Origin of the sequence: Flavobacterium hungaricum (genome assembly GCF_015182285.1) — a bacterium.
Classification (GTDB): domain Bacteria; phylum Bacteroidota; class Bacteroidia; order Flavobacteriales; family Flavobacteriaceae; genus Flavobacterium; species Flavobacterium hungaricum.
This window is the reverse complement of sequence record NZ_PRDM01000001.1, coordinates 1,208,986-1,231,858: the sequence shown is the minus strand read 5'-3', so window position 1 is coordinate 1,231,858 and position 22,873 is coordinate 1,208,986. Positions and strand designations below refer to the sequence as shown.

The 22,873-nt window shown below is 35.5% G+C and carries 17 protein-coding genes; 5 read left to right on the top strand and 12 right to left on the bottom strand.

Features of this window, described 5'->3' with window-relative positions; all coding sequences use genetic code 11:
* Window positions 1–3: 3 nt before the first annotated feature.
* From C4F50_RS05305 to C4F50_RS05280, 6 genes are all read right to left on the bottom strand, one after another.
* On the bottom strand, window positions 4–1,428 hold the full coding sequence (locus C4F50_RS05305; protein ID WP_193845373.1) for a RagB/SusD family nutrient uptake outer membrane protein: 1,425 nt from the start codon (window positions 1,426–1,428) through the stop codon (window positions 4–6).
* Between the two features lie 5 nt (window positions 1,429–1,433).
* On the bottom strand, window positions 1,434–5,060 hold the full coding sequence (locus C4F50_RS05300) for a SusC/RagA family TonB-linked outer membrane protein (RefSeq protein WP_193845372.1): 3,627 nt from the start codon (window positions 5,058–5,060) through the stop codon (window positions 1,434–1,436).
* A 135-nt stretch (window positions 5,061–5,195) separates the two neighbouring features.
* Window positions 5,196–6,338, bottom strand: a complete 1,143-nt coding sequence (locus C4F50_RS05295) for a FecR family protein (protein ID WP_193845371.1) — start codon at window positions 6,336–6,338, stop codon at window positions 5,196–5,198.
* Window positions 6,339–6,532: 194 nt separating this feature from the next.
* Window positions 6,533–7,102: an RNA polymerase sigma factor gene (locus tag C4F50_RS05290; RefSeq protein WP_193845370.1), complete on the bottom strand. Its 570-nt coding sequence runs from the start codon at window positions 7,100–7,102 to the stop codon at window positions 6,533–6,535.
* 450 nt (window positions 7,103–7,552) lie between these two features.
* Window positions 7,553–8,977: a SusD/RagB family nutrient-binding outer membrane lipoprotein gene (locus tag C4F50_RS05285; RefSeq protein ID WP_193845369.1), complete on the bottom strand. Its 1,425-nt coding sequence runs from the start codon at window positions 8,975–8,977 to the stop codon at window positions 7,553–7,555.
* A gap of 12 nt (window positions 8,978–8,989) precedes the next feature.
* Complete coding sequence (locus C4F50_RS05280) at window positions 8,990–12,172, bottom strand: SusC/RagA family TonB-linked outer membrane protein (protein ID WP_193845368.1); 3,183 nt, start codon at window positions 12,170–12,172, stop codon at window positions 8,990–8,992.
* Window positions 12,173–12,884: 712 nt separating this feature from the next.
* Between C4F50_RS05280 and C4F50_RS05275 the strand changes: the two genes are divergently transcribed.
* Window positions 12,885–14,330, top strand: coding sequence for an FAD-dependent monooxygenase (locus C4F50_RS05275; RefSeq protein ID WP_193845367.1), 1,446 nt, complete (start codon window positions 12,885–12,887; stop codon window positions 14,328–14,330).
* A 139-nt stretch (window positions 14,331–14,469) separates the two neighbouring features.
* Window positions 14,470–15,009, top strand: coding sequence for a hypothetical protein (locus C4F50_RS05270; RefSeq protein WP_193845366.1), 540 nt, complete (start codon window positions 14,470–14,472; stop codon window positions 15,007–15,009).
* Here C4F50_RS05270 and C4F50_RS05265 read toward each other — a convergent pair.
* Window positions 14,990–16,039 (bottom strand): adenylate/guanylate cyclase domain-containing protein, encoded by a 1,050-nt coding sequence (locus tag C4F50_RS05265; RefSeq protein WP_193845365.1) that lies wholly within the window; start codon window positions 16,037–16,039, stop codon window positions 14,990–14,992. The two genes, C4F50_RS05270 and C4F50_RS05265, sit on opposite strands and share 20 nt — an antisense overlap.
* A gap of 159 nt (window positions 16,040–16,198) precedes the next feature.
* Window positions 16,199–17,044, bottom strand: a complete 846-nt coding sequence (locus tag C4F50_RS05260) for an SIR2 family NAD-dependent protein deacylase (RefSeq protein ID WP_228011957.1) — start codon at window positions 17,042–17,044, stop codon at window positions 16,199–16,201.
* A gap of 68 nt (window positions 17,045–17,112) precedes the next feature.
* Between C4F50_RS05260 and C4F50_RS05255 the strand changes: the two genes are divergently transcribed.
* The 3 genes from C4F50_RS05255 (at window position 17,113) to C4F50_RS05245 (ending at window position 18,894) form a co-directional block, all read left to right on the top strand.
* Entirely contained in the window at window positions 17,113–17,856 is a 744-nt protein-coding gene (locus C4F50_RS05255) for a hypothetical protein (RefSeq protein WP_193845364.1), read from the top strand.
* Window positions 17,857–17,884: 28 nt separating this feature from the next.
* Complete coding sequence (locus C4F50_RS05250) at window positions 17,885–18,250, top strand: hypothetical protein (RefSeq protein ID WP_193845363.1); 366 nt, start codon at window positions 17,885–17,887, stop codon at window positions 18,248–18,250.
* An 89-nt stretch (window positions 18,251–18,339) separates the two neighbouring features.
* On the top strand, window positions 18,340–18,894 hold the full coding sequence (locus C4F50_RS05245) for an HD domain-containing protein (protein ID WP_193845362.1): 555 nt from the start codon (window positions 18,340–18,342) through the stop codon (window positions 18,892–18,894).
* A 107-nt stretch (window positions 18,895–19,001) separates the two neighbouring features.
* On the opposite strand, the gene C4F50_RS05240 is transcribed toward C4F50_RS05245, so the two are convergent.
* From C4F50_RS05240 to C4F50_RS05225, 4 genes are read right to left on the bottom strand one after another with little or no spacing between them, the layout of a single operon-like run.
* A complete protein-coding gene (locus C4F50_RS05240; protein WP_193845361.1) occupies window positions 19,002–20,432 on the bottom strand; it encodes a glycosyltransferase family 2 protein in 1,431 nt (476 codons plus the stop codon).
* Between the two features lie 11 nt (window positions 20,433–20,443).
* Window positions 20,444–21,265 carry a hypothetical protein gene (locus tag C4F50_RS05235; protein WP_193845360.1) on the bottom strand — a complete coding sequence of 274 codons (822 nt, stop codon included), beginning with the start codon at window positions 21,263–21,265 and terminating at the stop codon, window positions 20,444–20,446.
* 2 nt (window positions 21,266–21,267) lie between these two features.
* Window positions 21,268–22,482 carry a YaiO family outer membrane beta-barrel protein gene (locus tag C4F50_RS05230; RefSeq protein WP_193845359.1) on the bottom strand — a complete coding sequence of 405 codons (1,215 nt, stop codon included), beginning with the start codon at window positions 22,480–22,482 and terminating at the stop codon, window positions 21,268–21,270.
* Window positions 22,479–22,847 (bottom strand): response regulator transcription factor, encoded by a 369-nt coding sequence (locus C4F50_RS05225; protein WP_193845358.1) that lies wholly within the window; start codon window positions 22,845–22,847, stop codon window positions 22,479–22,481. The genes C4F50_RS05230 and C4F50_RS05225 overlap by 4 nt, the downstream gene beginning before the upstream one ends.
* Window positions 22,848–22,873 lie beyond the last annotated feature (26 nt).

Here is a 22,873-nt window from a genome sequence, read left to right as displayed (position 1 = left end):
AAATTAAAACGGAACTTTTTCGTCTGTGTTTAATGTAAGTTTTGGATTTTTTTGTAAAGCACTTAACGGAAACGGAATAACATATAATCTGGAATTCGGCTGTAATGTATACGTTTTTTGAGGAACGGTTTTGTTTACAATCGGAAATACTCTTGTGATCGTTTTGGCATATTCAGACTCTGTATTTAATCTTTTAAGGTCAAAAAATCGATTAAAGCCTAATAGCAGTTCTTTTCTGCGCTCATTAATCACAAGTTCCATCGTTTCTTTTCTTGTTGCTGGAACGGCTAAGTTTACCGTGCCTGATAAGATACGTTTTGCTCTTAATGTATTTAAAACATCTACTGCCTCTGTCAATTTATTTTCTCTAGCATAACATTCTGCCAGAGTTAAATACACTTCTGTGGTTTTCATTCCTACAGTCGGATAAAAAAATCTCGTGTACTGTGTTCCCCAATAAGCAGTATTAGAACCTTGATCGAGATTGGTAGTGCTGGTCGAATTAAAGAACAAATTAAAACGGCCGTCGTTGGTTCCAAACAACGTTCTTAATTCTGGGCTTATGATATAGCTTTGCGCAAAATTCATTTCGTTGTAACCCGTCATGTACATATAACTAAGTACTTCAACATTATTTGCTGCAGGTACAGCCAAAGCTGTTGGTCCGCCTTGAGCGTTGTAAGCCACCAAATCAAATATCTGATTGTTATAACTTAAAGACTTTTCTGCTGCTGCCTGTGCGTTTGCAATTTCACGTTTAAACAAATGCACTTTAGCTTTAAAAGCATAGGCAAATGCCAACGAAGGATGATAAACATCTAAAGGTTTTTCCTGAAGATAAGGCAGCGCTTCTTCAATATCTTTTTGAATAAATGCGTAAACCTGCGCCACGGTCGATTTTGAAGGCTGTGCTTCTAAATCAAATTTATCCATAATACAGATTCCTCCGTCTGTGGCAGCAGTCTGCGGATTGTAACCTTTTGCATAGGTGTTAATTAACAAAAAGTGGTCGTAGGCTCTGTAAATTTTAGCTTCGGCTTTTGCCAATTGTTTTACATTTTCGTCGCCTTTACTATTGTCAACTAATGAAATAATCGTATTCCATCTGTTGATATACGTATAGGCTTGGTTATAAAAACTAGAAGTTCCTAATAACGAAACACGATCTACGCTTTCGTCAAAAGTAAAATTAACAATATCAATGTTTGGAGTTCTTCCGATTACGTTGGCTTCTCTAATCCATTGATCGTCTGATAAATACTGAAAGTTATTAATTGGGTAACCTCTGTTTGGAAGGGAAACCATTTCATAAAATTGTGCAGCTGTTTCGATAACCAAAGATCCTTTTGGAGTGATTTCTGTGTAATCTTCGCAAGATGTTACGGTAAAGAACAGTAACGACAGCAGTGTTATAGATATCTGTTTCATGTTTTTTAAAGAGTAAGATTAAAACCTAATAAATAAGTTGTAGGCGATGGTAAATTACGTACACCAGCGTTTGCTGAATAAACTTCTGGATCAATGCGATTTCCTGCAGCGCTCCAATACCAAATATTATTTACCTGAAAAGTGAATTTTGCGGATGTCAATTTAATTTTGTTCGCAAAGTTTTTTGACAGATTGTAAGCCAATGAAGCATTTCTCAGTTTGATATAATCGCCGTCTACAACATTTGCCGAAGAGTTTCTCCATTGACTGCTGATTGTACCTGCATAATTGCGGACACTTTCGTCAAAATCTACATACAAACGGGTATTATCGTTTCTGTTTGAGTCTGTGTAACGATCTGCAATTCCAGAAAGTGTTACATTATCAGTACTCATATCAATGGTTTCTTTACGCATTACATTTCCGCCTGAGAAAACAAACAAGAAATTCAAGTCAAATTGTTTGTATGAAAAACGTTGTGAAAGTGATCCTGTATAAGTCGGCGTTAAACTTCCCATGTTTACTAAAGCATCTGGATTTGTAATCGTTTTGATTGAAGTTGCTACAGGATTTCCGTTTGCATCAAAAGTAATTGACGGATTTCCGTTCTCATCCAAAACATAAGGATATCCGTTTACCGTTCCTCCATATTTATAGGCATACAAACTATTGTAAATATCATTTTCCTCGAAATAATCTGCTGGAGAACTTACATAAACCGATGCGCTGGATTGGGCTCTTGTCACTTTTTTTACAGTGGTTTTGTTGAATGCCGTAATTAAATTTGTAGCAATTTTAAAACTGCCATTGTTGTACCATTCAGAACCGAAGTTGAATTCGATACCTTTATTTTGTAAAGCTCCGGCGTTAATTCTTCTGGTCAAGGCCCCCACAGTTGGATCTAAATCTGTTGTAGCCAATAAGTCGCTGCTGTATTTTCTGTACACATCAATAGTTCCGTTTAATTTATTTCCAAATAAACTAAAGTCTACACCCACATTGGTTCCTTGTGTTTTTTCCCATCGCAGCATTGGGTTGGGCTGTCCTGTAATATTGATGTATTGCAACGACTGATACAAATTGTCGTTTCTTCTTGTAGCTGTTACATAAGGCGTTGTACTTTGATCTACGTTTCCGTTTACACCAATAGTAGCTCTCAGTTTAAGCGTATTCACCCATTTTATTTCTTTCATGAATTCTTCGCTGCTGATGTTCCATCCTAAACCTGCAGACCATAATGGGCGGTTTTTATATTTAGGGTCTACTCCAAACAAATCGGCTCTGTCTACTCTGTAACTTCCTGTTACATTATACTTAGATAAGAAAGTATATCCTAAACTGCTGAATATTGAAAAATAACGGTGTAAAATTTCTGACTGTGTTCTTGACGGCGCTGCCAATGTTCTATTGTTTCCATAAATATAACTGGCCACTCCTGTCTGACTTAGAGCAAGAGTATTAAGTGTCGCAGAAGTAAGGGTTACAGGATCATAACCATAACGGATCTGCTCTATATTTCTAGGAATAAAAGTTTCGCGCATTTCCATACCTGCAAGTGCATTTATTGAATGCTTTCCGTCCGCAAAATCTTCATTGTAATCTAACTGGTTTCTAAAAGAATAATTACTCCCCTGAGTGTTCCATTGTTTGTAACGTCCTCCTGCAGAAAAACCGTCTACATATGTATAAGCATTTGTCGTTGGGTTATATCCGGTTAAGGCATTGATTGCCATACGCATTTTGTAAGAGTCTACGCTGTAGTACTGTTCATTATCGTTTTTCCTTACTTCATACTGAAATTGTGTATTCAGACTTAAGCCTCTCCAGATCTTAGCACGAATATTGGCAAATGTTCTTAAACTTAGTGAGCTTTGCTTTAAAATCCCCTCATTAAGTTCATTTAAAATATTAAAACTAGTTGATTTAAAACCACTTAATCCAGATATTTTCTCTGCTACAGCAGGATTAATAATAGCTCCAGAAGTAAAACCATCACTAATACCCACAAATGGAGCTATTACACGATTTCCGTTTTCATCGATAATACGTTCGTATCTTTTCTGAATATCGTATTTGCTGTAATTATCATCCGTAACATCATCATTGCTGTACGTTCCGTTTATTCCAAATGTAGCGTTCAACCAGTTGTTTACTTGGAAACTGCTTTTGGCATACAGATTAAAATTACGACTCTGATTATTTACAATTCGATTTTGAGACTGGTCATAATTAAGCGATACATAGGTATTTTGTTTGCTGGTACTTCCAGAAAAGGCAACATTGTAACGCTGTCTAAATTCTTTCTGCCATACATTGTCGCGGTAATCTTTTACATAGTCATTCTTCCTCCATTGCCCGATAGTAGCATCGTAATCTGAACTGGTAATCTTACCTTCTTCCAAATTTCGGTTCAGCTGATAAAGCGGACTGTAATATTTCATACTGCTGTTACCAATATCACCGTAAGTGTTGAACATTGAAGCCGTATTGGCATATCTCGCCCTTTCTCTATTGTAAACTGCTTGTTCAAAATCGATCATTTCGCTTGTAGAAGCAAGATTCATGTCTCTCAGGCTAGGTTTTTCAGCAATAAAAAAATCAGAGTTTATGCTTACTTTCAGTCTTCCATTTCCTTTTTTGGTCGTTAAGACAATAATTCCGTTTGCTGCACGTGAACCATAAATAGAAGCCGCTGCTGCATCTTTAAGAACATTGACACTTTCAATATCATACGGATTAATTTCATCTAAACTCAATTCGGTTGGCAGACCATCAATTACCAAAAGCGGACTATAACCAACAGTAGACGTAGAAAAAGTTCCCATACCACGCAAAATCGGGGTATCTGCCGAAGCTCCAGTTGGATTTTTCTGATACATCAAACCTGCAACACGTCCTTCAAGTGCAGTCATTAAATTACCATTGATGTTTTCATTTAAGGTTTTCTCATCAATTTTGGAAATCGAACCTGTAAAATGTTCTCTGGCAATAGTTTGATATCCTGTAATTACCACTTCTTTCATTGTAGAAATTTTGTCTTCCACAATAAGCGTTAATTCTGTACGTCTGTTAATACCAAATGATTTTTTCTCGATCGTTAATCCAGAACATTCAATAATGGCATCCTGCGGTACATTATCAAAAGAAAAACTACCGTCAAAATCGGTTATTGCATTTTTATTTGTACCCGAAACATAAACATTTACACCCGGAAAAGGTTCATTTTTGTTATTTAATACCTTTCCGCGAATGTTTATTAATACGTTTCCCAAGCTCTCGGTTTTTGAAGCCGTAACAACAATGGTCTGATTGGTAAGCGTGTACTTTAAATTTTGATTTTTAAAGATTTGATTCAGTGTTTCCTGTAAAGAAGCGTTCTTAACACTTATCGTTACAGGTTTTGAATCTTTCAGTAATTTTTGGGTGTAAAGAACTTCCTGATTGCTTTGTTTAGCAACTTCTTTTAAAACTGTTTCAAGCGGGGCATTTTTAAAATTAATTGTGATACTTTGTGCCTGGCCTGAAAAACTGCAAAGTAACAATAACAGGCTGAACAGCCATAATGGATTCGAAAAACTAAATTTCGAAATCTTTTTTTTGTAAGGTTTTTTTGGTTGTAAATTTAATTTCATACATTTACATTGGTTATAGTTAAACAATAGGTGGACAAACTTATACTGGCTATACACTTTTATAACAACCAGGAGTATCGCAACTACTTCTGGTTTTTTAGTTTATAGACTCAATATAATCGGGTAAACTTAAAATCAGGGATCTACAATAATCGTTTTTCCTTCGACCTTAAATTTTATATTACTAAGCTCAAGTACTTTTAATACTTCAGACAAATTTTTATTTCTAAAGGTACCGCCGTTAAATCTCACATCCGAGACATCGCCGCGATACTCTACTTTTATTCCGTACCAGCGTTCCAGCTGTTTCATTACTGATTTTAAATCGGCATTATCAAATTTAAATCGGCCGTTTTTCCAAGCAATCGCTGCTTCTGTATCAACTTCTTTGATAGTAATCTTTGCAGTGTTGTCCGAAAGATTGGCCTGCTGTCCCGGCTTTAAAACTGCCTTTTGATTTTTAGAACTAACCGCTACGCTTCCTTCTAACAAAGTCGTTTTTACAACAGACTCATTATCATACGCATGAACATTAAAATGCGTTCCTAAAACTTCTATAGACTGTTGGTCCGATTTTACAATAAAGGGTTTACTTTTGTTTTTGGCAACTTCAAAATAAGCCTCTCCATCTAACTCTACGATTCTTTGATCTCCGTTAAACTGGGTTGGATATTTAATAGACGAAACAGCATTAAGAAAAACTTTGGTTCCGTCTGCCAAAACAATATTGTACTGCCCGCCTGTTGGTGTAGAAAGTGTATTGAACGAGTTTTCGTCTTCTTTTGCACCGGCAGCATTCGGATTAATTACATAAGTAATCACGCCATTAGCATCCATTTTAATGGTTACTTCGTCCTGCTCTCCTTCTTGAGCGATCGTATCTTTTGCCGTTATGTCAGACAAAACGATCTGTTTTCCGTTAGAAAGGGTTAAAATCCCTCTGTTCCCACCTGGAGCAATTTCTACTGGTTTTTCTGCCACCTGAATATTTTGTTCTTTTTCTGATTTTGAAAAGTAAAATACTCCGGTTCCTAACAATAACGTTATTGATGCAGCCACTGCGACACGAGGCCAAATGCTGATCACTTTTGGTTCTTGCTGCAACGGTAATTTTGATTTGAGATGCTGATAACTTTCTTCCAGCTCGTACTCATTAAGCTGCAATTTACTTTTAGAAGCTTTGTGTAAATACCACGCATCTAGTTTGTCCTTATCTTCATTAGATAAAGTACCTTCCTGATGTTTCTGCAGCAGCGCTAAGATTTCTGATTCGTTCATAATTGTACACGAAATTTTGTCCCGTTTTAAATAAGACAGTTATAAAGGGCTTTTGTCATAGACAAAAACAAAAAAAGTTTAAAAAAATATTATTAAATCGTTAGTAAAACAAAAGAAATGATGTTTTCTATTTACAAATGAAGCAGTTACAGGAATAAAATAATTTAAAATTTAACAAAAAGAATTACAATAATTTACCAAATCAAAACATGCATTAAAGATTTTAGTTTTTCTCTAAGGATTTTGACTGAATTATAAACTTGCTGTTTGGCGGTTTTATCGGTTATATTTAACTGATCTGCAATTTCATCATACGAAAGTTCTTCTACCTTTCTTAAAAGAAAAACTTCTCGCATTTTTTCTGGAAGCAGCGCAATTTCTTTTGCAATAATGGCTTCTAATTCTTTTGCTCTCAGATTAGAATCTGCGAAGACATAGTCATTTTCGATAAAGTCCGAAATTGAATCAGCATAGCGCGAAACCACTTTTTCGTGGGCGATATGATTGAGTATTCTGTTTTTTACCGCTTTATATAAATAAGAAGAAAGAGAACCGGTAACTGTTAATTCATAACGTTTGTTCCAGATCGCCAAAAATACTTCCTGAACAACGTCGTTTGCTTCATCCTGACTGCCCAGCATTTTATAAGCATGATTAACCAAAAGTCTGGAGTATCTTTCGAAAATTTCTGTATACGCCGATTGATCGTCTTTTTTAAGAAGATGTAATAGAACAGAATCAGTATATTGGCTATAAACAGACATTAATCAATAAAAGGCAAGGATCAAAACCGCAATATTAATCATTTTTTGCATTAAAAACTACAATGCAATCGTTGAAACATTGAAGATTGTTTAATAAATCTCAATTTTAACAAGAATAAATTTAAAACAGGAATATAAAATATCCCCGATGATTAAAAATTCGTTTTTTTAAAGAAAATCAAAACCAAGCCAATTGAAGTTTTTTTTATAATAAATTAAGACATTTTTCAATCTAAAAATCCTGCTTAAATTAGGAATCTTGCAGTAATTGAGAAGGATCGATCTCAGAATCAATTTAGTATTCGTTTTAAATAGTATTGTGATTACTAATTTGAATTAATTTCTAAAAAGTCTTTTCTTAGTTAATTTTCGAAATAAAAAATAGCGCTAACATAAAGTCAGCGCCATTTTATTGAATATTTAAAGTGAATTTCTTTTCTAAAATTCCTCTTATTTCACGTCAAACCAAAGTTTTGTAGTAAGCAGATCTTTTCCCTGCACCGATATTGCAGCCTGATAGCTGTTTCCGTTCAAAGATTGTTCTGTACCTGGATAAAAGAAACGCGAAGGAATTTGTCCGTCCAAAACTGTCGCAGGACCCGCTTTTAAAACCGGATAATCCAATCTTCTCCACTCGGTAAAAGCATCAAGACCCTGACCAAAAAACGCGATCCATTTTTGTGTTCCTATTGATTGCGCATAATTTGCAGCATCGTATTTTACAGTTGCTTGGTTAAGATAGTTTGAAATAACTGTTGCATCTGTAATTCCAAATTGGTTAAAAGAAGCTGTAATAGCATTTTTATAAAGCTGTTCTGCATCTCCTCCTATATAGCCGCGTGCTGCCGCTTCGGCAAGATTAAATAAGGTTTCAGAATACGAATAAATTACTGCCGGCGAGGTAGAAGTCAGGAAGTAAGTTCCTGGTTTTGATGTTTTCGCAAAACCTTGGTTGTTAGCATCACTGTTAGACAAGCCATTTCCTCCTCCAACGTATGTTCCAACACTTGCATCTGATGGCAGCTGCGCGTAAACTGGTAAACGAGGATCTGAAAATTCTTTTAATTTATCTACCATTGTTTTTGAAATACGGTAATCATCACGAGTTTCAAACCAAGCCGAAGCTGGATTTTGCTGCGGTGAACTGATGTACGTAAATTTAAAAGTGTCATTATTACTGCTTAAAACACCTGCAGCATCCGTCGTTGCGTCAATAGCTGCCTGTTTTGCCAAAGCAGGTTCTCTATCAGAAATTCTTAAAGCTATACGCAGACGAAGCGAGTTTACGAATCTTTTCCATTTTGCAATATCCCCTTTGTAAACTAAGTCACCTGTTACAGCACCATTTGCTGTATTCAATAATGACTGCGCTTGCTTTAGATCTTCAAGCAATCCAGTATACACTTCTTTTTGAGTGTCGTATACAGGTGTTATACTTTTTCCCGCTTCTTTGTACGGAATATTTCCGTAGGCATCTGTCAACAGTAAAAAGGTCCATGAACGCAGTGTTAGTGCAATTCCTTTATAATTAGAATTCGCTTGTGCATCTGGGAAATTGATGATCGTATTCAAATCTGTAATTAAGGTTGCATAACCTGTGTTCCATAAAGAAGTGAATGAAGTATTTGAAACATCATATCGGTCCGGCTCTGTGTATTGGATTTTTGCCCAATGCTGTACAAATAACAAAGACGAGTCAAAGTTATTAGTAGATCCCCAATATAAATCTGCTCCTTGTTTTAATGTTCCTGTCAACAGGTAAGGTGCCAATGGGGTTTCAGTTGCATTCGGATTTTTATTGATATCATCCAACGTGTCGCTGCAAGAGGTAAACGTTAATGCAAAGAGGGTTATATAGGCTATTTTTTTTAGCATGATTCTGTATTTTTAGAATTTTAAATTAACATTAAGACTGAAATTTCTGGTTGTAGGCAAAGACAAACTCTCCAAACCTTGTGCGTTTCCAGTGTTGAAAGCGGTTTCAGGATCAATATTTGGTGCATCTTTATAGATAAAGAACAGGTTACGGCCAACAGCAGTAATACTTGCTCCTTCTAATCCAAGTCTTCTAGCAAATGATTTTGAAAAATTGTACGCCAATTTTATTTCTCTCATTTTTACAAAAGTCGAGCTATAGATATACGCTTCACTGATATTGTAAGATGCCTTATAATATTCTTGTGCACTAAGAACCGTAGTATTTGGAGCTCCATTTTCGTATACTCCGTTAAAAATCATACCGTCGTCATATACAGCTGCACCCGCTGGGGCAGTTCCGTTTACAAGCGTTTTGGTAGTACCGTTCAAATAATAATTCAGACCGCCGTTTTCAGCCCCGCGTCCTGGAAGAGTCGAAGCCAATACTCCAGTATAAGTACCCGTTCTATTAGTTCCTGAGAAAATTTCGCCTCCTACACTTGCATCAACAAGGAAAGACAATTCAAGATTTTTGTACGTCAATGTATTGGTAACACCTGCTAAATAATCTGGTGTATAATGTCCTAGAACTCTCTTCGTTGGATCCGCTTTTGGCAGTCCGTTTGCTCCTACTACAATATTACCGCTGGCATCACGCAGATAAGCAGTTCCGTAAAGTGCTCCATACGCTTGTCCTACAGATGCCAATATGTCTACACCTCCAGAAGTACCAATTGTATAGTTTTGAATTTGTTTTGCATAATCCAAGATTTCAACTTTACTTGTATTTTTAGAGTAATTTGCTCCTATACTCCATTTGAAATTTTCAGTTTGAATCGGGCTTCCGTCCAATTGAATTTCAATACCGCTGTTGTTGATTTTACCAGCATTGATTAACTGTGAATTGTAACCGCTTGATGTCGTGGTTTTAATCTCCAAAATCTGATCGAAACTATTGGTGTTGTAATAAGCAACATCAAAATGAAGTCTGTTTTTCCAGAAAGTAGCTTCTAAACCAACTTCTGTACAACGTGTTGTTTCTGGTTTCAGGTTCTCATTAAGTTTTCTTTGTGATGAAGTCTGAATTGGATTTCCGTCAAATGCAGTCTGGAAATTGTAAACCGTAGCCAATTGATATGGATCTGCATCGTTACCTACCTCAGACCAGCCTCCACGTATTTTTAAGAAATCAAGTGTATTGCTTTTAAGGTTCAATGCTTCAGATAAAATCAAACTACCATTAACAGATGGATAGAAATAAGAACGATTATTGCTAGGCAGTGTAGACGACCAGTCGTTACGTGCCGTAAGGTTCAAATAAGCATAATTTTTGTATCCTAATTGTGCAGAAGCATAAGCACTATATACTCTCAATCTCGATAATGAATTCGAAGAAGTCAACGGATCACGTGAGTTTGTTAAAGTATACAAATCTGGTACCGCTAGGCGTGGTGCTTTCTGGTAATTATTGGCATCGCTGTGATTACGGATATTGAATCCGGCAAGAGCGTCTAAACTAAAATCGTCGTTTAATTTTTTAGTATAAGTAAAAATACCTTCTGTATTTTGCTCGTTTACCGTATAAGCATCTTCAGCATACGATCCGAAAGGAGTTCCGTTTGTACCGTACTTAATCTCGTATTTTCTTCTATCGTTATAATAATCAACTCCTGTACGGAATTTAAAATTAAGTCCTTCTGCCAATTTTGCATCCAAATGAACATCTCCAATTATACGATTACGCTGCTGACTTGTAGTGTTGTAATACGCATTCCAGTACGGATTGCTGTAGTAGCTGTTGTTCCAGTTAACATCTCTGTTATTTTGAAGCTCGTTGATGTCCACCTGACGTCCGAACCAAAGAAACTGCAGCATTACACCTGCCGCACGGTTTCCAGAAGGACCTCCCGGCAGTGCTGGAGCATTGGTTGTAATGTAATTAGCTGTAACCCCAACTTTTATATTTTTTGAGATTTGGTAATTGCTGTTAATTGTAAAGTTCGTTTTGTTTACTTCACTGTTAGGAACCGTTCCTAATTGTTTTTGATTATTAACACCTAAACGGAAATCTGATTTTTCATCTGATCTTGCTACCGAAATACTATTATCATAAGTAACACCCGTATTAAAGAAGTCTTTTACATTATTAGGATGCGCTACAAAAGGCACTGCTTCACCTTTTGAGAAAAATTGAGGAATAAGACGTCCATCCATTCTTGGTCCCCAGCTTTCGTCAACACCATCATTTACACCGCCTCCTTTACCGTCTACAAAACTAAATCTTCCGTTTGATCCTTGACCATACGAATTTTGAAAACTAGGCAAAGTTGCAACTTGCGAAATTGTTATACCAGAATTTAAAGTGATTCCTAATCCTTTTTGGCTTTTTCCTGATTTTGTAGTAATCAAAACAACACCATGTGCCGCACGCGATCCGTAAAGTGCCGCTGCGTTTGGTCCTTTTAATACTGTTAAGGTTTCGATATCATTAGGATTTAAATCCGAAATTGCATTTTTGAAGTCGCGTGAAGCAGGACCACCAGCAACACTGCTTAACTGCGAGTTGTCTACCGGAACTCCATCTACCACAAATAACGGCTGATTGTTTCCTGCGATCGAAGTTTCTCCACGGATAATAATACGTGAAGATCCCATGTCTCCTTGTGAATTGGTGATTCTCACACCAGCTAATTTTCCGCTTAAACTGTTTAAGAAGTTCGTTTCTTTCGTTTCAGCAAGATCTTTATTTTTAAGAGCCTGAGTACTATATCCTAAAGATTTCTTTTCTTTTGAAATACCTAAAGCCGTAACGACAACTTCTGATAATTGATTTTGTTCTTCAGTAAGACTAATCGTAACCGGGTTTTCATTTACTACAACTTCTGCTCTTTTGTATCCTAAAAACGTTACAATTAAAGTATAAGGTAATTTTTGTCCTGTTTGGAAAAAGAATTTTCCATCAAAATCTGTTACAACACCGTGTGTTGTTCCTTTTATATTTATAGAAGCACCGATAATAGGCTCTTTTGTAGCCGCATCTATTACGGTTCCTTCTAGTTTGGATTGTATTAATGGTTTGGTTTCTTGGGCTTTAATTCCTATGGAAATCAATAAAATACATAACCATAGACAGCTATTTAATTTTTTTTTCATTACTTTGTTTTAGTTTAATAAAAAGGCGAGCCGAAAAAAGATTCATTCCATTTTCGCTTTCCTCGAGAGATGTACAATTTCTTTTAAGCTTCGCCATTTCTGCTGCAACAGAAATGGTTTTTTATTTGCAGCACATTCGTTTTTTCATTTTTCTTTTTATTTTGGATTACTACTCTATTGTCTTTCAAATTTTATAATGCTTTAAAAATCAAGAATTTTAATAGTAAACTATCACTCACAAAGTCTATTTTTCAGATTAAAAATGAACTACATTTTGACATGTAATTCGTTTAGTCCCTTACAAACTCTTAAATTCTACTAATTTGATAGAACAAAAGTAAATTAAAACAAAACACTCCCAAAATTTTAATCCAACATTTTGCAAAAAAAATGTTAACTAAAATAACCTTCGATTTATAAACAACTAAAAACAAAATAGTTAACCAATAAAGCTCATTTTCAGTGCTGTAAGATTTTTTGTAAAACTTTAAGATAAATTTTCAAAAAACAGCTTGTTTTAAGTTTTGGATCAGTTCCTTTAAAGCATAATTCTGCTCCTGAAAACCTTTAGAATCCCAAATAAATCTTAGAAAAAAGCGAGATTTATACGGTAAAAATGGGAGCTGTTTATTCGATTTTATTTGAGTATTTTTGCCGCAGAAAAAGAATATTTTTTTTAATCTGAAGTCCGATCTAAAGGAAAGAAAACAACGTGAAAGAAGTCGTACATAAGGATGCCCATTGGACTATTTGTGAAGAATGTCAGGGACGCGGAAAAAAAAGCCGCAGATTGACCAAGAAAGTTCGTCTTGCGTACCAAAATGCTTTGCATCAATTTGAAAAAACAAATGGTGAAGGCATTGCTCCTCTGCAGCCCAAAGCACCGCTTTACAGTTGTTTAAACTGCTCTGGATCAGGATTGCGACCTGCGGTAAATGCTGCAATTCCAAATCCAGATTATCCGCACGTTGCCATTATTGGCGGCGGTATCGGCGGTGTGGCTCTGGCCGCAGCTTGTTTGCATCGCGGTATACCTTTTACACTTTACGAACGCGACAACCATTTTGAAGCACGCTCACAGGGATATGGTCTTACCTTACAGCAAGCCAGTAAAGCCATTGCGGGTTTTGGAATTTTTTCTTTGACTGAAGGCGTCGTTTCAACCCGTCATTTGGTACACAATACAGAAGGAAAAATCATTGGCGAATGGGGCGTTCGAAAATGGATTCATTCGGAGGAAAGAACGGCACCAAAACGCAGCAACATACACATTGCAAGACAATCGCTGCGGTCAGCATTATTAGAACAGCTCGGCGGTGCCACTGCGGTACAATGGGGACATCAATTAATTGATTTTAAAGAAGCTGACGATAAAACCATTGACCTGAATTTTCAGGTAAATGGTGAAATAAAGCATGCTAAAGCCGATTTAGTAGTTGGAGCCGACGGAATTCGCAGCGCAGTAAGAAAATTATTGATTGGCGAAGAAAACACTCCGCTGCGCTATTTGGGCTGTATTGTAATTTTAGGAATTTGCCCGTTGAGCACACTAGAAAATATTGAAAATGAACTGCTGGATTCGGAAACTGTTTTTCAAACCGCCAATGGCAGCGAACGCATCTATATCATGCCTTTTACTGCAGATTCTGTCATGTGGCAGCTGAGTTTTCCAATGCCCGAGGAAGAAGCCAAAACAGTAAGCAGTCTGGGAACAAAGGCGCTTAAGGAAGAAGCTTGCCGCAGAACGCAGTGGCACTCTCCTATTCCACAGATCGTAAATGCAACAGCAGTAGAACAAATATCTGGTTATCCGGTTTACGATCGAGAATTATTGCAGCCAGAATTATTAGAAAACAACGGATCAATAACACTGATCGGCGATGCGGCGCACCCCATGAGTCCATTTAAAGGACAAGGCGCTAATCAGGCTCTTTTGGACGCACTAACCTTGGCGAGAGGAATCTACAAAGGCTGTAAATCTCCAGATTATTGGAAACAAAACGGACTAAGAAAAAGCGTTTTAAACGAATTCGAATCTGAAATGCTGGAAAGAAGCGCTGTCAAAGTAAAAGATTCTGCAGCAGCGGCAGATTTTCTTCATTCTGAAATTGTGCTTCACGAAGCCGATCATCCGAGAGGAAGTTGTTTGAAGAAGTAATTATTTTTAACCTATAGGATAATTTAAAATCATCTCAATAATAATCATTGCAATTATCTGTAGAGACTTTAAGCAATGTAATTCCACGAAGAGATCGCAAAGTTTTTATTTAAACCACAACATCACAAAAAAGCTTAACTTGGAAAGAACAGCACTGACTAAAGAAGAATTAGACGATTTAAAACAAAAAATAAGGTCTTACGAAAGAATTTTTTATGGCTGTATTGTCGTTACGGCTTTTATATTTTATGGATTTTACTATTTTAATTCTTCAGAAAAAAATACAGAACCTATTTCTAAAAGTGCACTTTTAATGGAACTTCTGATTTCATTATGTTTAATTGGTGTAATAATAAAAGGTTATAAAACACAAGCAAAATTCAAAAAGAATCTGTCCAATCAAATGATAATAAAAGGTTCTTTTAAAATTCTCGAGAAGCGAATCACCAATCAACACAGATCTAATACCACGAGACACAACGTTTTGAGAATCTTTTCTGAACTTGAAAATAAAGACAAGTTTATTTATATGGATAATGACGATTTTAAAAGAGTAAATGTCGACGATGTTATTTACCTCGAATATTTTACAGATTGTGATCTAATAAAAGTGCTCGAATTAAATAATCGAAAACTGGATTATACCCAAAATCAAATTTCTAATAATGCTGCTTTTTAAAATCGACTGTAAATAATTTTAAGGGCTGCGCCTTTCCCCGCAAAATTATTTCACCTTGCTGTTTGTAAGTTACCGAAGACGATTTTAAAGCATTTTTCATCACTTCTGAAATTACAAAATCATGATTAAAATCGTTGCATTTGCATTGAATCCGCGAAGTTGTATTGAGTAAATCTCCGTGATAAACAATTTCTTTTTTTACTTTTCCAACCCATGTAGTTACTGCTTTTCCGATATGCATTCCGGCCTTAAACTTCGGTACCAGATTGTACTTTTCTAAATAATAATCTTCTCTGTTTTGAATGCTCTCTTTGAGCATATAAAAACAATACAAACTTCTATTGTCTTTTAATCCAACAGAGGTTTTCCAAGTCAGGATAATTTCGTCTCCGGCATATTGATAAACGTCGGCTCTAGACGCTAAAATTGCATCAGTAAAATCATTAAACAAATCCTGCAGTAAGATGCTGTAGAGAATATCGCCAAGCTGTTCTGCCATTGAGGTTGACGATTTTACATCGACAAACATAAAAATGCGTTCTTCCTGTGTCGGACGATGGTATTTACCCACAAAATAATTGTAGAAAAAACGGCTGCTCAAAAGACTGCTTACTTCAAAAAAAAGAATCATAAAGATTGAAGCGCCGAGTGAAAACACAAAATCTTTTATCAAACGCTCGCTAATATATTTTGCTAATGCATCCTGATAGGACAAATCCCCTAGAATTTCTGCGAACATTACCACAGATAAAACCAGAAACAATACAATAAAAATGCTGTAAATGAGCGCTTTTATTACTATAGAACTAATAAAAGAATATTTATTGAGCCAGAAAAGCGACTTCTCAAAAATGATGACACTGCAGCCAATCGAAACTCCAATAAGAGTTCCTGGAAGGAATTTTAAGGATTCGTATTCTCTTCCCGCATCAGTAAATAGGGTATAAAACAAACCAATTGCACCGCCAAGTAAGACCGCCTTAAAAAATAAGCTGTATTTTGCAAAAAAAGGTATCTTAGGCAATTCCATAAAGACAAATATTATAAACCGTTGGTGTAATTATTTAAAAATACAAACTATCGATTTGCTTTCGCAAAATGACTTATTCAAATGGATTAAAAATCTGTATAATCTACTTTAAAACATAGAGTTACCGCTAATCTTGTGTCTGCTGTCAAAATTATTCCTTTACGAATTGACCGTTTCTTTAATAATCTCTTTTATCATTTTAAGAACCTCTGACGCGCTTTCTCTAATAATAATTTTATTCTTTTTGTCTTTTATTCTAGTAGTAAAAAAGTTGTCTTCGGTATTAATATCTACAATTGTTCCTCCATATTTTAAAGTAGTTTCGGCAATGGCCATCGGCAGGTTTGTTGCTCCAGAAGTTCCGATAATAAATAAAACCCCCGAATTTTTAGCCATTTTTAGGGAACTGAACTTTTTATTGGTTTTCTCATCATAACGTTCATCAAACCACAAAATATTGGGACGCATCCAGCTGCCGCATGCCTTGCATTTTAAAAGTTCGATATCTTTTTGGGTCAAATCTTCCTCTTGATTTTTTCCAGCTATTTCAAGAGGAAGATCTATTATTTCGTTACAGCCGTTAGAACACTTGATTTCTCTCGGTTTTCCGTGAATTTCATACAACCTTTGTGTACCCGCGCGTCTGTGCAAATGGTCTATATTTTGAGTAATTAAATGAAATCGGTCTTGCAGAAGATTTTCAATTTCAACCAATTCAAAATGGCTTTGATTAGGAACAGCACTTTCAAACATTTTTTTTCTAAAAAGCGAATACTGCCAGACTTCTTCGGGATTTTCTTTAAAATATTGAAAGGTACCAAACTCTTCCGGTTTATGAAATTTAGTGCCTTTTACCCAAATTCCGTCAGTTCCTCTATAAGTTGGAATACCGCTGTCGGCAGAAATTCCTGCGCCGGTCAAAAATGTAAAGAGATTTTTGTTTTTCTTTTGATAAACCTCTTTAATGATATTTTCGAGTTGTTCTTTCATTCCTTTAATTGCCATTTCTTTTAATCGCCTAAACAAATATAATCCAAAGTTTACCCACAGCAACATTAATATATTGCTTACATTTGAAACAAACCAATGTTTTCAGTTATCAAATAAGCCCGCAGACAGGAATGATCCAATTAACTAAAATTGAAAGACTAAGTTCGTTTGAAAATCCAAATCAAAAAGTCAATTTAAAATATCTCGGATGGGAAGAACCTTATAGAGGTTTTGAATTGTTTTATTATGCTTTGTTTATTAACGGAATTGATCAAACTGAAGCTTTATTTTCGACTAATAGATTAGAATGCCGCTTGGATGAAAATATTCAAATTGAACATCCCACTCGAAATTTTGCTTTTATCCCCTCTTTAGAACCTGTTTTATTGGACACTTCCAATTTTACTAAGATACCTTTAAAAGTGTTATTTAGAGAAAATGGAACTAATTATTCAGATCAATTGAAAGGGAGTTTTTTTTATGCTGATTATCACTTAACAATCAACTCAAGAAGTTTGATTTTGACGAATCTCGCTACTTTAGAAACAAACAAAATAAAATTCCCTGCAGATGCGGCTATCGAATGGGCCTATTTTAAAAATCCTTCGCAAATTCAAATTATTGAAGCTTATTCGAACAAAGGTTTTATTTATAACGTTGAAAGTAAAGAAATCATTTACCAAAAAAGTATTGTTGACGAAATGCTTTATCCCAATATTTTTAGATGGATTTACCGCAGACAGCAATACAATTCTAATGAAATAGAAATGGAATTACTGCAGAAAAAGGACAACGCTTTTGTATCCACTTATTTTAAAGTTAGTTAGTGGTTTTCTAGGCTTAATTTGCACAACAATGAAAATAATTGGTTTACTAAAAGAATACAATCAAGAAAACGCTGAAAGCTATTTTGATTATCGAAAAAATTGTTCTTACGAGAATAAGGATCAAATTCTGAATTATCTGCAAAATGGAATTTCCTTCGCGGTTACAATGCAGGTGGTCCAATCTTTAATTCCTGAAAAAAAAGAAATAATTGGCGGTGTTTCTTATTTTACAGACGGTTACTGGATCTGGCCGAGTTATATGGTGTATTATTTTGAGCAGGAATCAATCGAATTGCCACAGGAATTTCTTGAATCCATTTCAGAAAAAGCACTTCCGTCAAAAAATAAAATCGACCTTTCAGAAGCGGTAAATTTTCTGAAAACGGTGAGGTAACTCAAAATAAAAAGGACAAAATTAGGTTTATAAAATAGCAGCTATTGCTAATAGTACAAGAAAAATATTTTTTAATTTAAATTCAAAATATGAAAAATTGGTCGATCGATCATTTGCAAAAAACATGGTATTTAATTTCGAAACTGCATCAAGGTCAAAAGTACGGCGGTGACGAAGAAGGTCTTCAAATAGAATATATCAACCATATCGCAAGTGTGACTTTTGAAATTCTGCAGGCCTTACAGCAGGACGAAACTCTGAATGGTGATTTTGCAATCAGCTGCGCTCTTTTACATGATGCTATAGAAGATACCCCGTTTACTTTTGAAGCTGTCAAAGATTTGTTTGGTGAAGCCGTAGCAAATGGTGTGAGCGCTTTGACAAAAAATACGACTGCCTTAAAAAAAGAAGATCAAATGATGGACAGCCTAACGAGAATAAAAGAACAGCCTAGAGAAGTCTGGTCGGTAAAAATGGCCGATAGAATCTGTAATCTCTATTCTCCGCCTTTTTATTGGACTCCAGAAAAGATAAAACAATATCATGCTGAATCTCTTTTGATCTATGATCATTTAAAAGAAGGCAACGCTTATCTGGCAAATCGATTAAAAGAAAAAATCGATCATTATGTATCGTATTTTTAATGGGATGTAACTGCAAAGGTTTTATCTGCAGCATCTTAAAAAATATAAAGTTCGCAAAACTGCGTGATAACGCTTTTGCGAACTTTGCTGTATTTAAATTAAATCCATTACTTTTTGGTAAACCCTTTTCTGGTCATTTCGCCCCAGCCTTTGGTTCCCATAATTTTTTCCTTATACCCTACTAATGCAGCATAAACCGTCATGGGATGAAAATACAAAGGTTCTATAAATGCCGCTAACAAAAGTTTAAAAAAGTCTCTTTGTTTGGGGTATTTATGATACGTGCGTTCCTCACTCAATAAGGCAATAACCGAAAAGAAAACGGCAAAAGTATAGACAAATAAAAGCAGTAAAAAGAAAAAATGCCAATTGAGCAGTCCGAAAATAACAAATACGATTGTTACTACAAGTCCGATAAACTCAATACCCGGCGCTAGAAATTCGAACAACGTCCAATACGGCACACTCAGCATTCCTAAAAGTTTGTATTTTGGATTAAGAAACATTTTTTTATGAAAACTCAATGTTTCAATTGTTCCTCTCATCCAGCGGCTGCGTTGTTTTTTGAATATTTTAAAATCTTCTGGAGCTTCTGTCCAGCAAAGCGGATCTGGAATATAGCAAACCGTATAAGGCAGTTTATTTTCGAGCATGTAACGGCGCATTCGTACAACAAGCTCCATGTCTTCACCCACCGTTTTGGTATCATATCCTCCAGCCAGCAAAGCAATTTCTTTATCAAATGCCCCAAAAGCACCGCTTATCAGCAATAATCCGTCCAGGCGTCCCCAAGCCATTCTCCCTAAAAGAAAAGCTCTTAAATACTCTAAAACCTGAATTCTAGACAACATCACATCTGGAACGTTTACTTCTACCAAACGTCCGTTTTTTATAATGCATTGATTCGCGATCCTTACTACGCCTCCTGTAGCGATTATTCGTTTACCGTGAGATTCTAAAAATGGTTTTGCGAGCTTTAAAAGCGAATCTTTATCCAGAATACAATCTACATCTATACAAACCACATACGGATATTGTGCAATGTTTAATCCTGCATTTAGAGCATCTGCTTTTCCTCCGTTTTCTTTGTCAACTACAATTAGTTTTTTGAAAGCAGCATTTCGAGAAGTATAAACTCCTTTTATGTTTTTAGTTTCAATTTTATAATGAATATCTAATTCTGTCAAAACCAAATCGTAGGTTTTGATCAAGATTTCCATTGAGTTATCTTTACTTCCGTCATTTACCACAATGGCTTGATAATTATTGTAATTTAAAGAAAGTAACGATTTTACATTTTCTTCAATCGTAAAACCTTCATTATAGGCGGGAGCAATCAACGAAAGTTTTGGCGCAAACTCGCTGGTAAGCAGTACTTCATAATCTACAAAGCTATTTTTTTTAAGATAGCTTCTTAATTCTTTTGTAGAAAGATAAGCCAGTACTAAATAAGAAGACATAATGAGTATGGCATATCCTAAAATAAGAATGATATACCAATCTAAAAACCACATTATTTCGTTGTTAAAAAAAGTCATTTGTGTTCTATTTAAACTGTAAGCGCCTGGATCACGCTTTCTGCTTCATATTTAATTGTATTGTTGGGTGCCTGTGAGGCCAATAGGGTCACATACGGAACTTTCTGAGTGAGTTTTAATTCTTTTATAAGTTTTAAACCCAATGCTATTACAGTAGTATTTTGTGATTCTAATAAAAGTTCAACCCCCTTCGCATCGCCGATATCGTGTTTTTTAAAAGCGCCGATGATGTTGAGCTGTGTCCAGTCATCAATCGGGTCTGTATGTTCTGCGAGATGTACAATTCCTTTTGTTCCCGCGAGTTTTATACAAGCGTTTAAAGCTGTAATTTTTAAAGTCTTGTTTCGAGCTTTAGAAAAAGTCAAAATACGATCAAAAGCAGTGGTGATATTAAATTCTGCCAGTTCTGTAATGCCCTTGCATTTTACCTGCCATTTTAGATTTTTGAGTTTTTTAAATGAATCTCGGATTAATCCCGAATCTTTGTAAAACTGTTCTAGTTTGGCTGCGTAGGCTCCTTCATAGTTTTTATGAAGATTAATCACCGATTCCATAATCACTGCTCTAAAAAAGACAGTATCAAAAAGGACCATGAAATTTTTATCTTCTTTGATGGAATTAAAAGAAACGTCTTCAAAAATAACAGAAGACATTATTTTATCAATGTCGTTATTGTATTCGGCTCTCAGTCTTTCTCTTCGGATATTCTTGCTGCGGCTTTCGATAATCAACAAATATAAAATCACGGAAGCTGTGATAAAAAAGCCAATCGAGAAAATTAGAAAGGGCACGACCCAATCCCCATTTTTATACAGTTCCCAGAGTTTTTCCATAGTTAAAAACGTTTTGTTAGAATCAACTGTACATTAAATCTGTTTCTGTATTCTCCCGGGATATATTCTTCATACTCATAAAGAAATATAGGGCGTACAAAAAAAGAATTGCCAATACGATGCTGGTATTGCAAACCTGCTCTGTATGACGTTAATGGCGATGACAAACCATTGTATAAATACAGATAGGGAACGTTTCCATACTGCAATTCTAATCGAATGATGCGTTCTTTTTCTTCATTTACTCGCTGCAGACTTAAAACATGCGAAAATAATTCGTTAGAAGTATCGTAGTAAGGTCTGTAAGCAATAGTATAAACACCTGTATTATAAGCCAATTGTCCGGTTAGTAAAGTCACATCGTCGTTTTCAAAATGCATGAATCTGGCTCCGAGTGAAAAATCAAATTTTTTCTGCGGTTTGAAATAATATTCTAATCCTGCTTTTGCAACCGGAAAAATGGTTTCGCCTGTAGAAATACCAGCATTGGCGTACAAATAACTTTTGTTTTTGAAGGTTTGGTAAAAATCGGTTTCAAATAACATTTGTGTTTCATTGTCTGCATTTCCGATATTGGCTCTTCCTACAATAGCCGACTTCGAAAACTTATGCGAATATTCGGCATAACCATAATGTAAGGGTGACTGCCCCGGATTGGAAGTAGAAATATTTAAATAAGAAACGGATACTGCATTTTTTGCTTTACGCCCAATAAGCGTGCGTATTCCTCTAAAAGCCTGCGTACTGTTATCGGCCAGCGATGCTCGTTCTATAATTTCCAATGCTTCTTCATCACGATTGAGTTTTTCTAAACAAGTTACTTTTGTTTTTAAAACATCCACTGAATTGGGTTCGATAACTAAGTATTTATCGCAGTAAACAATGCATTTTTCATATTGCTCTAACCAGAAATACACATTAATCAATGCTTGCAGCGCTTCGATATTTGGATTTGCTCTGTCGCACATTGGCAACAGTATTTTAACTGCCGTATTATAATCTTTTTTCCAGCTGTAAATTCTTCCGGTATAAATTTGAATGTCTTCGTTCTCTGGATATTTTGCACGAAGAGGCTCTATTAATGCTAATGCTTTATCGTAATGTTCTTTTTCTGCCTCAATTTTTACTTTGGCCATCGTTTCGTCACTATTAATTTCCTGACCAAAAGCTGTTATCGAAACTAAAAATAAAAAAAGGGTGTAATAAATAAACTTCATCTTAAATGCGATTTTAATAATTTATTAATCCTTACTAAAAGCACGGCGGGACTTACGGGTTTTGCAATAAACTCATTTGCACCAATGTCAAAAGAATCTAATTCGGTTTGCTCTACTCCCGAAGAGGTCAATATTATTATAGGAACATCTGAATTTAAAGACTGCCTTACATGCTGCGTAATTTCCATTCCGCTGCTTCCAGGCATATTAATATCGGTTAAAATTAAATCATAATTATTTACTGCGATTGCATCAAGCGCATCTTTTCCATCAGAAAATTGGTCTACAATAAATCCTTTTGATTCTAAGAAAAATGATAATGATTTGCGTAGGATGTCATTATCTTCGGCTAAAATAATTCTCATTACTTTTACTATTTTGGGGCATTTAT

Excerpts from the sequence above, each read along its gene's own strand:
- C4F50_RS05290 (WP_193845370.1), bottom strand. The coding sequence starts at position 7,102 with ATGTCTGTTTATAGCCAATATACTGATTCTGTTCTATTACATCTTCTT.
- C4F50_RS05225 (WP_193845358.1), bottom strand. The coding sequence starts at position 22,847 with ATGAGAATTATTTTAGCCGAAGATAATGACATCCTACGCAAATCATTA.
- C4F50_RS05240 (WP_193845361.1), bottom strand. The coding sequence starts at position 20,432 with ATGACTTTTTTTAACAACGAAATAATGTGGTTTTTAGATTGGTATATC.
- C4F50_RS05295 (WP_193845371.1), bottom strand. The coding sequence starts at position 6,338 with ATGAACGAATCAGAAATCTTAGCGCTGCTGCAGAAACATCAGGAAGGT.
- C4F50_RS05285 (WP_193845369.1), bottom strand. The coding sequence starts at position 8,977 with ATGCTAAAAAAAATAGCCTATATAACCCTCTTTGCATTAACGTTTACC.
- C4F50_RS05265 (WP_193845365.1), bottom strand. The coding sequence starts at position 16,039 with ATGGAATTGCCTAAGATACCTTTTTTTGCAAAATACAGCTTATTTTTT.
- C4F50_RS05235 (WP_193845360.1), bottom strand. The coding sequence starts at position 21,265 with ATGGAAAAACTCTGGGAACTGTATAAAAATGGGGATTGGGTCGTGCCC.
- C4F50_RS05300 (WP_193845372.1), bottom strand. The coding sequence starts at position 5,060 with ATGAAATTAAATTTACAACCAAAAAAACCTTACAAAAAAAAGATTTCG.
- C4F50_RS05280 (WP_193845368.1), bottom strand. The coding sequence starts at position 12,172 with ATGAAAAAAAAATTAAATAGCTGTCTATGGTTATGTATTTTATTGATT.
- C4F50_RS05250 (WP_193845363.1), top strand. The coding sequence starts at position 17,885 with ATGAAAATAATTGGTTTACTAAAAGAATACAATCAAGAAAACGCTGAA.
- C4F50_RS05245 (WP_193845362.1), top strand. The coding sequence starts at position 18,340 with ATGAAAAATTGGTCGATCGATCATTTGCAAAAAACATGGTATTTAATT.
- C4F50_RS05230 (WP_193845359.1), bottom strand. The coding sequence starts at position 22,482 with ATGAAGTTTATTTATTACACCCTTTTTTTATTTTTAGTTTCGATAACA.
- C4F50_RS05260 (WP_228011957.1), bottom strand. The coding sequence starts at position 17,044 with ATGGCAATTAAAGGAATGAAAGAACAACTCGAAAATATCATTAAAGAG.
- C4F50_RS05305 (WP_193845373.1), bottom strand. The coding sequence starts at position 1,428 with ATGAAACAGATATCTATAACACTGCTGTCGTTACTGTTCTTTACCGTA.